We start from the raw sequence: 12,720 nt of genomic DNA, 5'->3' as shown, positions 1-12,720 counted from the left end.
AAACATGAACCGCAGTGAGCTGGTGGCCGCTCTGGCCGATCGCGCCGAGGTGACCCGCAAGGACGCCGACGCCGTTCTGGCCGCCCTCGCCGAGGTGACCGGCGAGGTTGTCGCCAAGGGCGACGAGAAGGTCACCATCCCCGGCTTCCTGACCTTCGAGCGCACCCACCGTGCCGCTCGCACCGCGCGCAACCCGCAGACCGGCGACCCGATCCAGATCCCGGCCGGCTACAGCGTGAAGGTCTCCGCGGGCTCCAAGCTCAAGGAAGCCGCCAAGGGCAAGTAAGGCCCTGACCCGGCATGACGAGGCGGCTGCCCCGACGGGGGCGGCCGCCTTTGTCGTACCCGCGTCCCCGCACGCCCCTGCCGCAACCCCGCCGGTACGGCCGTCCGGGGGCGCTTCCACGGCCGTACGGGGCCGGAAACGGCGCCCGCCATCTCCCGGGCCGCTCCGGGCCGCGGGCGGGCCCCAGAAAGCCCTGAGGGGCGGCCACCGGTCCGGTGGCCGCCCCTCAGGCGTGGTCTACGGGCGGGGGCGCGGCGCGCCGTGGTGCCCGGGGTCCGTCAGTGGCTCAGGGCACCGTTGGGCAGCTCCACATGGCCGCCCAGTTCGACGAGCTTCTCCATGAAGTTCTCGTAGCCGCGGTTGATCAGGTCGATGCCGTGCACCCGGGAGGTGCCCTGCGCCGCCAGCGCCGCGATCAGGTACGAGAAACCGCCGCGCAGGTCGGGGATGACCAGGTCGGAGCCCTGCAGCTTGGTCGGCCCGGAGACCACCGCGGAGTGCAGGAAGTTGCGCTGGCCGAAACGGCAGGCCGAGCCGCCCAGGCACTCCCGGTAGAGCTGGATGTGCGCACCCATCTGGTTCAGCGCCTCGGTGAAGCCGAGCCGGGACTCATAGACCGTCTCGTGGACGATGGACAGGCCGGAGGCCTGGGTGAGGGCGACGACCAGCGGCTGCTGCCAGTCGGTCTGGAAACCGGGGTGGACGTCGGTCTCCAGGGCGATGGCGTTGAGCGAGCCGCCCGGGTGCCAGAAGCGGATGCCCTCGTCGTCGATCTCGAAGGCGCCGCCGACCTTCCGGAAGGTGTTGAGGAAGGTCATCATGGAGCGCTGCTGGGCGCCCCGGACGTAGATGTTGCCCTCGGTGGCGAGCGCCGCGGACGCCCAGGAGGCGGCCTCCAGGCGGTCCGGGAGGGCCCGGTGGGTGTAGCCGTTGAGCTTGTCGACACCGGTGATCCGGATGGTCCGGTCGGTGTCCATGGAGATGATCGCGCCCATCTTCTGCAGCACGCAGATCAGGTCCTCGATCTCCGGCTCCACGGCGGCGTTCGACAGCTCGGTGACGCCCTCCGCCAGTACGGCGGTCAGCAGCACCTGCTCGGTCGAGCCGACCGACGGGTACGGCAGGCGGATCTTGGTGCCGCGCAGCCGGTGGGGTGCCTCCAGGTACTGCCCGTCGGCGCGCTTCTCGATCTTCGCGCCGAACTGGCGCAGCACGTCGAAGTGGAAGTCCACCGGGCGGCCGCCGATGTCACAGCCGCCCAGGCCCGGGATGAAGGCGTGGCCGAGGCGGTGCAGCAGCGGGCCGCAGAACAGGATCGGGATCCGCGAGGAGCCGGCGTGCGCGTCGATGTCGGCGACGTTCGCGCTCTCCACGTGCGACGGGTCGAGGACCAGCTCGCCGGGCTCGTCGCCCGGACGGACCGTGACGCCGTGCAGCTGCAGCAGTCCGCGCACCACGCGTACGTCGCGGATGTCGGGCACGTTGCGCAGCCGGCTGGGCCCGCTGCCGAGCAGGGCGGCGACCATGGCCTTGGGCACAAGGTTCTTCGCGCCGCGAACCCGGATCTCGCCCTCCAGCGGGGTGCCGCCGTGGACAAGCAGTACGTCGTCAGTAGAGACGGTCATGGATCTCGCGTTCCTGGAGACGGGCAGGGCCAAGCAGAAATGGTAAGGGCGGCGGAGGGGGTGTCCGTAGGCCCGTGCAGCCTCTGACCATGTAATGGCTTTGTCACAACACGCTCCGCTACGGTCACCCTTTGATCTGTAATCGCCTTTTGGCGGAAAAGTTGCGGATTGTCTTAAATGCGCTGTGGGAAAGCCGTGTTGAAGTCGGCACTTTTCCGCTGGCGGTCCCGTGCGCCGGTGCTGCCGCCGTACGCCCTGCCCTGCGCTCGCACCGGCCCCGGCTTTGACCCCCCGCTCGGGGCGGAAGTGCGGGATCATGTGGCCATGACCGAGGTGTCCTCGCTCACAGGCCGGCTGCTCGTCGCGACGCCCGCGCTTGCGGACCCGAACTTCGACCGCGCGGTGGTGCTGCTCCTCGACCACGACGAGGAGGGCTCCCTCGGCGTGGTCCTCAACCGTCCCACCCCGGTGGGTGTCGCGGACATCCTCGCGCCCTGGGCCGCGCTGACCGGTGAGCCGGGCGTGGTCTTCCAGGGCGGCCCGGTCTCGCTCGATTCGGCGCTCGGGGTGGCCGTGGTGCCCGGCGGGGCCTCCGGTGAGAGCGGCACGCCCCCCGTGGGTAGGGGCGCCGGCCCCGGCGCCGAGGCGGGGGAGACGGCCGGCGCGCAGGTCGCCGACCGCGCGGGGGTACCGCAGGCCGAGGAGCCGCTGGGCTGGCGCCGGGTGCACGGCGCGATCGGCCTGGTCGATCTGGAGGCCCCGCCCGAGCTCCTCGCGGCCGTACTGGGCAGCCTGCGGATCTTCGCCGGTTACGCGGGCTGGGGTCCGGGCCAGCTGGAGGACGAGCTGGTCGAGGGCGCCTGGTACGTCGTCGAGTCCGAACCGGGCGATGTCTCCTCGCCCGACCCGGAACAGCTGTGGCGCGCGGTCCTGCGGCGGCAGCGCAACGAACTGGCGATGGTGGCGACGTACCCGGACGACCCGTCGCTGAACTGATCGCGGCGCGAGCCCGGGGGAGTGCCGGGCCGTCTCGCGGAACGCCGGATTTTTGTTGAGCGTTGGATTATTGTGGCGGCCTCGTCATGAGGAATTGTCAGTGCTCGTCGCTAAGGTTCGAGTGACAGGGGACGGTGCGCGGCCGCGTCGGCGGGGTCGTGCAGGACAGCGGGGGAGAGTGCCATGCACAGGCCGAGTGTGCCCGGGGACCTGGACCATCCGGAGCGGCTGTGGGCGCGGGCCGCGACGCTCGCGGTGGTCGCCGCCGCGGTGGACGACTGGGACGAATTCTCCTGGGGCAGGCACGGCCTGGAGTGCTGGAACGGCGGCGGCAGCTACTGGTGGCGCCTGAAGCTGTACGACGGCGGCCGGGCGCTGCTCTGCGGCCAGGACTCGGACGGCAGCTACACCCACAACGGCGACCGCCAGATCGACTTCCTGGCCGGCGGCCCCGAATGGCTGCCCTGGGAACAGCTGAAGGACGACGCCCAGGGGAACCTCTTCGGGTTCGTCTACTGGTGGCAGGACGGCGCCTGGGCGCGCGCACCGTATCCCGAGAAGCTGCCGGACGACGGCCTGGAGATGGCGATGAGCTGGGCCGCGCCCGGTGACGCGTCGATCGGCCGGATCGTCGACGACCTCGTGGCCCGCACGGAGAGCGAGGTCGACGCGGCGGACGCGGTCCGCGCCTTCATAGCCGCCGCCGAGGCCCGTGCGGTCGGTGCGCCGGAGATCGCCGCGCTGCTGGACGCGGTCTGCGACAAGGACTCCTGGTACGAGGTCCGGCCGGAGGCCGCGCTGGCCTTCGCCGAGAAGCTGGGCCTGACGTCCGGCGACCGCGACGGAGTGGCGGTGGCTTCGTAGGGAGGCGGCCGGCCGGCCCCGCTCACGGCCGCCCGTGTGCCCCGTCCTGCCGTCGCGAGCGCGAAGATCCGCTCGGCGGACCGAGCGTTGCCGTGAGCCCGTCCCCGTACGCGCTGCCGTGGGCGGCGGCCGTGGTGGTGGCGGCCGGTCTCGCGCTCCACCCGGCGGCGGGCCGTCGCTCCCGGGTCGTCGCGGGCGTGAGTACCCTTGGCAGCTATGAGCACTCTTGAGCCCGAGCGCGGGGCAGGTACGGGGACCCTCGTAGAGCCGACACCCCAGGTGTCGCACGGCGACGGCGACCACGAGCGCTTCGCCCACTACGTCCAGAAGGACAAGATCATGGCAAGCGCGCTCGACGGTACCCCCGTCGTGGCGCTGTGCGGCAAGGTCTGGGTCCCGGGTCGCGACCCGAAGAAGTACCCGGTCTGCCCCATGTGCAAGGAGATCTACGAGTCCATGGGCGCCGGTGGCGACAAGGACAAGGGCGGCAAGGACGGCGGCAAGAAGTAACCGCCGCCGGCCGGCCCGCCGCGGGCACGGGCCCGGACCTCTCGAGGCCCGGGCCCGCTGTCGTGCCCGCACACCACCCGGCCGCTCCGTACCACCCGGCCGCTCCGAAGGGGAATCGCGGCTCGGCGGATTGACGGACGGGTGACGGGCGGCGGCATGACGGGCAGCGGTATGACGGACGGCGGATTGACGGGCGGCGTCGTGACGGACGGCCGGATTACGGGATCGCCGGACGTCGGAATGGCCGGATTACGGGCCTGCCGGGCCGCCGGATGGCAGCATCGGCACCGACACTGCCAGTGACACCACCCGTGACACCGCCCGCGGCACGGGCGGGTGCTCTCCGTACGCCTACAGCGCCGGCCGGTCCCGGACCCGGGGGCGCGGTGGAGGACTGACGGCATGCCGGACACAGACGGCCCCACGCGACAGCCGGACACCCCCGCGGCACGACCGGCCCCCGGCGCCCCTCCCGCGCCCGGCGCCGCTCCCGGCCGCGGCCCCGGAAGCCCGCCCGGCCCCACTCCCTTACCTGGCCCCGGTAGCCCGGCCGGTCCCGGCGCCGCTCCCGTACCCGGTGCCGGTCTGATCCCCGCGCCGCTGAGCATCGACGCGGCCCCCGGCGACGCCGTCCGGCTCGGTGCGGAGACCGCGCTCGCCGCCGCACCCGGCACCGAGGACACCGCGCTCTGGCTGCGGGGCACCCTCGGTGAAGCCTTCGGCCTGCCGCTGCCGCCCGGCTCCGCCGACGCCACCGACACCCTCGCCCTGGACCTCGACCCGGCCCTCCCCGCGGAGGGCTACCGCCTGGAGGCCGACGCCCGCTGGGGCGTACGGATCACCGGCGGCGGCCCGGCCGGTGTCTTCTGGGGCGCCCAGACGCTCCGTCAGCTCCTCGGCCCGCACGCCTTCCGCCGCGCCCCGCTCGCCCCCGGGCAGCCGGCCGTCCTTCCGCAACTGACCGTCGAGGACGCCCCCCGCTTCGGCTGGCGCGGCATGCTGCTCGACGTCGCCCGGCACTTCCTGCCCAAGGACGGCGTGCTGCGCTACCTCGACCTGCTCGCCGCGCACAAACTCAACGTCCTGCACCTGCACCTGACCGACGACCAGGGCTGGCGCATCGAGATCCGGCGCTATCCGAAACTGACCGAAACCGGTGCCTGGCGCGCCCGCACCAAACTCGGCCACCGCGCCTCCCCGCTCTGGGACGAGCGCCCGCACGGCGGCTACTACACCCAGGACGACCTCCGCGAGATCGTCGCCCACGCCGCCCGGCGGCATATCACCGTCGTCCCCGAGATCGACATCCCCGGACACTCACAGGCCGCCATCGCCGCGTATCCGGAACTCGGCAACACCGACGTCATCGACACCACCTCCCTGAAGGTCTGGGACACCTGGGGCGTCAACCCCAACGTACTGGCACCCACCGACAGCACCCTGCGGTTCTACGAGCACGTCCTCGAAGAGGTCCTCGACCTGTTCCCGTCCCGTTTCGTGCACATCGGCGGCGACGAGTGCCCCAAGGACCAGTGGCGGGCCTCCGCCACCGCGCAGGCCCGGATCGCCGAACTCTCGCTGGCCGGCGAGGACGAGCTGCAGAGCTGGTTCATCCGGCACTTCGACCGCTGGCTCGCCGACCGCGGCCGGCGGCTCATCGGCTGGGACGAGATCCTCGAAGGCGGGAGTCGAACCGAAGGGCGCGCCCCTGTCGAAAGCGACGAGGAGGAGGGAGCGAGGAACGAGCGACCGCTCGACGAGGAGTGTCGACAGGGGACCCGAGCGTCCGGAGGTGAGACGACAGAATTCGGCTTGGCCGACGGCGCGGCCGTCTCCTCCTGGCGGGGCTACGCCGGCGGGATCGCGGCGGCCAAATCCGGCCATGACGTCGTCATGTGCCCCGAACAGCAGGTGTACCTGGACCACCGTCAGGACCCCTCCCCGGACGAGCCGGTGCCGATCGGCTACGTACGGACCCTGGAGGACGTCTACCGCTTCGAGCCGGTACCGCCGGAGCTCACGGCAGAGCAGGCCGCGCACGTCCTCGGCACCCAGGCCAACGCCTGGACCGAGGTCATGGACAGTCAGCAGCGCCTCGACTACCAGGTCTTCCCCCGGCTCGCCGCGTTCGCCGAGGTCGCCTGGTCGCACCTGCCGGCCCCGGCCGACCGTGACCACCAGGGGTTCCTCCGCCGGATGGCCGCCCACTACGGCCGCCTCGACGCCCTCGGTGTCGACTACCGCCCGCCCGGCGGCCCCCGCCCCTGGCAGAAACGCCCCGGAGTGCTCGGACGCCCGATCGACGGGGCGCCCCCAAACGTGTGAGCCCCGGTGCAAGGAGGGCGCCCGTACGGCCGGACCCTGGGACGGTGGTACACACGGCGGTTCCTCCCCGCACCGCCGTACCGAGCACGCCGTACGACGGGGTGCGCCCCGCCCGGGCGCACCCCCGCACCCGCACCAGGCCCCGCCGGCGGGCCCGACCGCGGACTTCACCGGAGGTGGCGGACGAATCCGGACCAGCGCCCTGTCCGGGGACGGATCGTCCCTTCGCGGACCCTCGCGCCGAGGGCCCGGGAAGATGTGCCAGAGTTGCCACGTCCGGGCTGTGAGCACGTACCGTACGGCGGAGCGGAACTGCCGGGACACCACCGGGGAAGGGGCAGCTGGCTTGACCACGCACGCACCGCACGCGTCGCACACGGTGACGTTGCCGGCCTCGCTCGACGAGGCGGTGGCGGCACTCACCGCCATGCCTGCCGCCGTGCCTGTCGCGGGCGGCACCGACCTCATGGCGGCGGTCAACGCCGGACTCCTCAGACCCGCAGCCCTGGTGGGCCTCGGCCGGATCAGCGAGATCCGCGGCTGGCAGTACCTGGACGGCCATGCGCTGCTCGGCGCCGGCCTGACCCTCGCCCGTATGGGACGCCCCGACTTCGCCGCCCTCATCCCCGGCCTGGCCGCCGCCGCGCGCGCCGCCGGCCCGCCGCAGATCCGCAACGCCGGCACCCTCGGCGGCAACATCGTCACCTCCGACCCCACGGGCGACACGCTCCCGGTGCTCGCCGCCCTGGAGGCCACGGTGATCATCGCCGGCCCCGAGGGCGCCCGCCGCGAGATCCCGGTCAGCCACCTCCTGGCGGGCCGCGAGATGCTGCACCCCGGCGAACTCGTCGGCTTCGTACGGGTGCCGCTGCTGCACGCCCCGCAGGCCTTCCTCAAGGCCACCGGCCGTACCGGCCCCGGCCGTGCCACCGCGTCGGTGGCGCTGGTCCTCGACCCCGCCCGGCGCGGGGTGCGCTGCGCGGTCGGCGCGGTCGCCGCGATGCCGCTGCGCCCCCTGGAGGCCGAGCAGTGGGTGGCCTCGCTCATCGACTGGGACGGCGAACGCGGCCTGGTGCCCGAGGCCCTGACGGCCTTCGGGGACTACGTCGCCGCCGCCTGCATCCCCGACCCGGCCCCGCCGGAGGACGGTTCCGAACCGGTGACCCTGCCGCCGGCCGCGCTTCACCTGCGCCGTACGGTGGCAGCCCTGGCCCGCCGCGCACTTGGGAGGGCGCTCTCGTGAGCGAAGACCACCGTCATCCGCAGCAGCCGCACACCGACCAGGGCTGGCAGCCGCTGCCGCAGGGCGGCGAGTACGAGTCCGAGGCCACGGCCTTCGTCCAGCTCCCGGAGGGCTTCACCACCGGGGTCTACGGCGGCCGGACGCCCGGCTACCCCACCCCGGGGGCCGACCCGCTCGCCGCGCCCGGCCACGGCTACACCCCGCCGGCGTCCTTCACCCCGCACCCGCCCGCGCCGCAGGCCCCCGAAGCGGGCACCGACCCCGCGGCCACCGGGCACTGGACCATGCCGTTCTCCGACCGGACGGCCGGCTACCCCGACCCCTCCGCCGGCTACGGCGCGCCCGCGCACGACCCCGCCCAGCAGGGCGGCCCCGCGCTCTACCAGGGCGGCGCGCCCGCGGACGCCCGTCCGTGGGGCCCGGACACCGTGGAGTGGCCGGTGGCGGGCAGCGCCGAGGCCGCCGCCTCCTGGAGCATCCCGGCGGCCGACGACGGCCTGGAGGAGTCCGGCGAGTACCTGGTCGGCGACGACCGGCTGACGGGTCACCCGGGCCAGCCGGGCACGCCGGGCCACCCCGGACACCAGGGCCCCACCGGCACCGGTGGCGCCGGCTACCAGGGCGGCTACCCGGGCTCCGGCGCGTACGAGACCACGGCCGACGCCGCCGGCACCGCCCGCACCGGCCACTGGAACTTCACCGCCGGCCTGAGCGCCACCAGCGGGGCCCCCGCGGCCGCCGAGGAGCCCCAGGAGGCCGCCCCGGCACCGACCGCGGACGGTCCCTACGGCGGCCCCCTGAACGGCGGTTACGCGCCCGGCAACGGCCTCGCGGACCACGGCCGGGCGCCGGGCCACGACCAGGACACCGGACCGGACCCCGCCGCCGGCGCGACCGGCCACTGGTCGCTGCCCGCCGACGCACTGGCCCAGTGGCCGCCCGCCCCGGAAACGGACCGGCCGTCGCACGACGACGCGGCGGCGGACCACCACGACGCCACGCACCCGCCCGCCTCCCCGGCCGCCGCCGGCGCCTGGGGGACCCCCGCGGCCGGCGAACCGGCACCGCCGCACCGGCCCGGGCACGACGCGCAGCGGCCGGACCACGCCGTACGAGAGCCCGAGCACACCGCACAACAACCGGAGCACACCGCGGAGTTCGCCGCGGCCACGGACGGGCCCGCCCCGGAGCCGTCCGCCGCGCCCGCTCCGTCACCTTCGCCGGAGGCGCCCGAGGGGCCCACCGGCGAGGAAACGGCCCCCACGGGTTCGGCGGCCCCGGCCGTCCCCGACGACCGGCCCGCCCCGGAGGACGCGACCGCCGCCCCCGCCACCCCGGGTGACGACGACCCGTCCACCGACCCGTCCCTCACCGTGGACGACCCGGACGACCCGGCCTCCCACGACGAACACCCCGCCGCCTCCTACGTGCTGCGCGTCAACGGCATCGACCGGCCGGTCACCGACGCCTGGATCGGCGAATCGCTGCTCTACGTGCTGCGCGAGCGGCTCGGCCTGGCCGGCGCCAAGGACGGCTGCTCCCAGGGGGAGTGCGGCGCCTGCTCGGTCCAGGTGGACGGCCGGCTGGTGGCCTCCTGTCTGGTGCCCGCGGCCACCACGGCCGGCAGCGAGGTCCGCACCGTCGAGGGACTCGCGCAGAACGGCGTGCCCTCCGACGTGCAGCGCGCGCTCGCCGCGTCCGGTGCCGTGCAGTGCGGCTTCTGCGTACCGGGCATGGCGATGACCGTGCACGACCTGTTGGAGGGCAACCACGCCCCCAGCGAACTGGAGACCCGTAAGGCGCTGTGCGGCAACCTGTGCCGCTGCTCCGGTTACCGGGGCGTGCTGGACGCCGTCGAAGAGGTCGTCAAGTCCCGTGCGGAGGCCGCCGCGGCCGCCTACGGGACGGCGGACGACGAGGCCGGGGCGCCCCCGGCGGACACCGCACGCATCCCCCACCAGGCGGGCCCCGCCGACCCCATGGGCCACGCCCCGCACGACCAGCATCCGCACCCGGGAGGCTCGGCATGACCGGAACGTCCGAGGGCGCCGGCGCCGTCACCGCAACCCCCGCCGCGGGCGTAGAGATGCCCGCCGCCGACACGCCGCCGCACGGCCTGGGCGTCTCCCTGCCGTCCGCCGACGCGGCCGCGAAGACCGAGGGCACCTTCCCCTACGCGGCCGACCTGTGGGCCGAGGGCCTGCTGTGGGCGGCGGTGCTGCGCTCCCCGCACCCACGCGCCCGGATCCTGTCCGTCGACACCAAGCACGCCGCCGAGATGCCCGGCGTCCGCGTCGTCGTCACCCACGACGACGTGCCCGGGGACGCCGGGCACGGCCGGGGCACCGCCGACCGCCCGGTGTTCGCCAAGGACGAGGTCCGCCACCACGGCGAGCCGATCGCCGCGGTGGCCGCCGACCACCCCGACACCGCGCGGCTGGCCGCCGCCGCCATCGCCGTCGAGTACGAGGTCCTGGAGCCGGTCACCGACCCCCAGCTCGCCTTCGAGGCCGAACCGCTGCACCCCGACGGCAACCTCATCCGGCACATCCCGCTCCGCTTCGGTGACGCCGACGCCGTGGGCGAGGTGATGGTCGAGGGCCTCTACCGGATCGGCCGCCAGGACCCTGCCCCCATCGGTGCCGAGGCCGGCCTCGCGGTGCCCCGCCCCGACGGCGGCGTGGAGATCTACACCGCCTCCACGGACCCGCACACCGACCGCGATCTGGCCGCCGCCTCCTTCGGCCTGACCCCCGACCAGGTCAAGGTCGTGGTGACCGGCGTCCCCGGCGCCACCGCCGACCGCGAGGACCCCGGCATCCAGCTCCCGCTCGGCCTGCTGGCGCTGCGCACCGGCTGCCCCGTCAAACTGGCCGCCACCCGCGAGGAGTCCTTCCTCGCGCACCCCCACCGCCACCCGACGCTGCTGCGCTACCGCCACCACGCGGACGCCGACGGCAAGTTGGTCAAGGTCGAGGCGCAGATCCTGATGGACGCCGGGGCGTACGCGGACACCTCCGCCGACGCGCTGGCCGCCGCGGTCTCCTTCGCCTGCGGCCCGTACGTCGTCCCGCACGCGGTCGTCGACGGCTGGGCGGTGCGCACCAACAACCCGCCGTCCGGCCACGTCCGCGGTGAGGGCGCGATGCAGGTCTGCGCCGCCTACGAGGGCCAGATGGACAAGCTGGCCGCCCAGCTCGGCCTGGAGCCGCACGAGATCCGCCTCCGCAACGTCATGGCCACCGGCGATCTGCTCCCCACCGGCCAGACGGTGACCTGCCCCGCCCCGGTGGCCGAGCTCCTGCGCGCCGTGAAGGAGGCGCCGCTGCCCGAACTGCCCAAGGACAGCCCCGAAGCGGAATGGCTGCTGCCGGGCGGTCCCGAGGGCGCGGGCGAACCGGGCGCGGTGCGCCGCGGCGTCGGCTACGCGCTGGGCATGGTGCACATGCTGGGCGCGGAGGGCACCGACGAGGTCTCCACCGCCACCGTCAAGGTCAGCGGCTCGGTCGCCACCGTCATCTGCGCCGCCGTGGAGACCGGTTCGGGCTTCTCCACCCTGGCCCGGCAGATCGTCCAGGAGACCCTCGGGGTCGACGAGGTGCACGTCGCCGGCGTCGACACCGACCAGCCGCCGGCCGGCCCGGCCTGCCACGGCCGCCACACCTGGGTCTCCGGCGGTGCCGTGGAACGCGCCGCCAAGATGGTCCGCACCCAGCTCCTCCAGCCGCTGGCCCACAAGTTCGGCATGTCCACCGAGCTCCTCCAGATCAACGACGGCAAGATCACCTCGTACGACGGGGTGCTCAGCACCACCGTCGCCGAGGCCCTGGACGGCAAGGAACTCTGGGCCACCGCCCAGTGCCGCCCGCACCCCACCGAGCCGCTCGACGACAGCGGCCAGGGCGACGCGTTCGTGGGCCTGGCGTTCTGCGCCATCCGCTGCGTCGCCGACGTGGACATCGAACTGGGCACCATCAGGGTCGTCGAGATGACCGTCGCCCAGGACGTCGGCCGGGTCCTCAACCCCACCCAGCTGCGGGCCCGCATCGAGGCGGGCGTCACCCAGGGCCTGGGCGCCGCCCTGATGGAGAACCTCCGCACCACGCGCGGCCAGGTCCGCCACCCCGACCTGACCGGCTACGCCCTGCCGACCGCGCTCGACGCCCCCGACATCCGCATCGTCAAACTCGTCGAGGAACGCGACGTGGTCGCCCCCTTCGGCGCCAAGCCCGCCAGCGCCGTCCCGGTGGTCACCTCCCCGGCCGCCGTGGCCTCCGCGGTCCGCGCCGCCACCGGCCGCCCCATCGGCCGCCTCCCGATCCGCCCCCAGGCGGCCGTCGCCCAGGTGATCCAGCAGTAGCCACCCACACGAAAGCGGCCCGCCACAAAGGTGGCGGGCCGCTTCTCGTACCCCTGGAGGCCGTGGCGGGATTCGAACCCACGTAACTCGCTTTGCAGGTTTGTTGGGGCTGGTCAGGGGGCTGTGTGCCGGCGTCCGTAGTCGTTCATGGCAGGACTGGACACGTGCTGCGACGGAGTGAGGCACCAAGATGAACGACGCTGAACGGCATTGAACGAGACGGAAACTGAGACGGAGTCCGCGTCCCCGCGGTGGTCGTCCATCACGTACCAGACGTGGGCTGAGATTGCGCTGGGCCGCCAGCCAGAGCCGGCGGGCATCCGGGCCGTGGACGAGACCGTCAGACGTGCCGCGCATGGGGCAGGTGATCTAGGCTGGGCTGCTGACATGCGGCGGGCTGGCGTCGTCGCCTAGCCGGCCGTTGACTTTGATGAGCGGTGTTCCCCGCGTTGGACGAGCCGTCTTCTGTGCCACCCGGCACTGGTCAACGCGTGCGCCGAGGAATGCTATT

At 74.0% G+C, this 12,720-nt stretch carries 9 protein-coding genes; 8 read left to right on the top strand and 1 reads right to left on the bottom strand.

What is annotated here, in order from left to right; translation table 11 throughout:
• Positions 1-4 precede the first annotated feature (4 nt).
• Entirely contained in the window at positions 5-286 is a 282-nt protein-coding gene (locus ACFV1J_RS18685) for an HU family DNA-binding protein (RefSeq protein WP_006605312.1), read from the top strand.
• A 278-nt stretch (positions 287-564) separates the two neighbouring features.
• On the opposite strand, the gene murA is transcribed toward ACFV1J_RS18685, so the two are convergent.
• Complete coding sequence (gene murA / locus ACFV1J_RS18680; RefSeq protein WP_385859395.1) at positions 565-1,911, bottom strand: UDP-N-acetylglucosamine 1-carboxyvinyltransferase; 1,347 nt, start codon at positions 1,909-1,911, stop codon at positions 565-567.
• 324 nt (positions 1,912-2,235) lie between these two features.
• Between murA and ACFV1J_RS18675 the strand changes: the two genes are divergently transcribed.
• The 7 genes from ACFV1J_RS18675 to ACFV1J_RS18645 all read left to right on the top strand — a co-directional run bounded on the left by ACFV1J_RS18675 (position 2,236) and on the right by ACFV1J_RS18645 (position 12,209).
• Positions 2,236-2,907 (top strand): YqgE/AlgH family protein, encoded by a 672-nt coding sequence (locus tag ACFV1J_RS18675; protein ID WP_385859393.1) that lies wholly within the window; start codon positions 2,236-2,238, stop codon positions 2,905-2,907.
• 183 nt (positions 2,908-3,090) lie between these two features.
• Entirely contained in the window at positions 3,091-3,771 is a 681-nt protein-coding gene (locus ACFV1J_RS18670; RefSeq protein WP_385859391.1) for a hypothetical protein, read from the top strand.
• 216 nt (positions 3,772-3,987) lie between these two features.
• A complete protein-coding gene (locus tag ACFV1J_RS18665; protein ID WP_037809130.1) occupies positions 3,988-4,281 on the top strand; it encodes a DUF3039 domain-containing protein in 294 nt (97 codons plus the stop codon).
• Between the two features lie 402 nt (positions 4,282-4,683).
• Positions 4,684-6,606: a beta-N-acetylhexosaminidase gene (locus ACFV1J_RS18660; RefSeq protein WP_385859389.1), complete on the top strand. Its 1,923-nt coding sequence runs from the start codon at positions 4,684-4,686 to the stop codon at positions 6,604-6,606.
• A 346-nt stretch (positions 6,607-6,952) separates the two neighbouring features.
• Positions 6,953-7,849, top strand: a complete 897-nt coding sequence (locus tag ACFV1J_RS18655) for an FAD binding domain-containing protein (RefSeq protein ID WP_385859387.1) — start codon at positions 6,953-6,955, stop codon at positions 7,847-7,849.
• On the top strand, positions 7,846-9,879 hold the full coding sequence (locus ACFV1J_RS18650; RefSeq protein WP_385859385.1) for a 2Fe-2S iron-sulfur cluster-binding protein: 2,034 nt from the start codon (positions 7,846-7,848) through the stop codon (positions 9,877-9,879). Before ACFV1J_RS18655 ends, ACFV1J_RS18650 begins: the two co-directional genes overlap by 4 nt.
• Positions 9,876-12,209 (top strand): xanthine dehydrogenase family protein molybdopterin-binding subunit, encoded by a 2,334-nt coding sequence (locus ACFV1J_RS18645; RefSeq protein ID WP_385859383.1) that lies wholly within the window; start codon positions 9,876-9,878, stop codon positions 12,207-12,209. The genes ACFV1J_RS18650 and ACFV1J_RS18645 overlap by 4 nt, the downstream gene beginning before the upstream one ends.
• The last annotated feature ends 511 nt before the right edge of the window (positions 12,210-12,720 follow it).

Source organism: Streptomyces sp. NPDC059649 (assembly GCF_042734445.1).
Lineage (GTDB): Bacteria > Actinomycetota > Actinomycetes > Streptomycetales > Streptomycetaceae > Streptomyces.
This window is presented reverse-complemented; position numbering and strand designations above follow the sequence as displayed.

Bases quoted from the DNA above. Each gene is read 5' to 3' on its own strand.
- ACFV1J_RS18685 (WP_006605312.1), top strand. From the start codon at position 5: ATGAACCGCAGTGAGCTGGTGGCCGCTCTGGCCGATCGCGCCGAGGTG.
- murA (WP_385859395.1), bottom strand. From the start codon at position 1,911: ATGACCGTCTCTACTGACGACGTACTGCTTGTCCACGGCGGCACCCCG.
- ACFV1J_RS18675 (WP_385859393.1), top strand. From the start codon at position 2,236: ATGACCGAGGTGTCCTCGCTCACAGGCCGGCTGCTCGTCGCGACGCCC.
- ACFV1J_RS18670 (WP_385859391.1), top strand. From the start codon at position 3,091: ATGCACAGGCCGAGTGTGCCCGGGGACCTGGACCATCCGGAGCGGCTG.
- ACFV1J_RS18665 (WP_037809130.1), top strand. From the start codon at position 3,988: ATGAGCACTCTTGAGCCCGAGCGCGGGGCAGGTACGGGGACCCTCGTA.
- ACFV1J_RS18660 (WP_385859389.1), top strand. From the start codon at position 4,684: ATGCCGGACACAGACGGCCCCACGCGACAGCCGGACACCCCCGCGGCA.
- ACFV1J_RS18645 (WP_385859383.1), top strand. From the start codon at position 9,876: ATGACCGGAACGTCCGAGGGCGCCGGCGCCGTCACCGCAACCCCCGCC.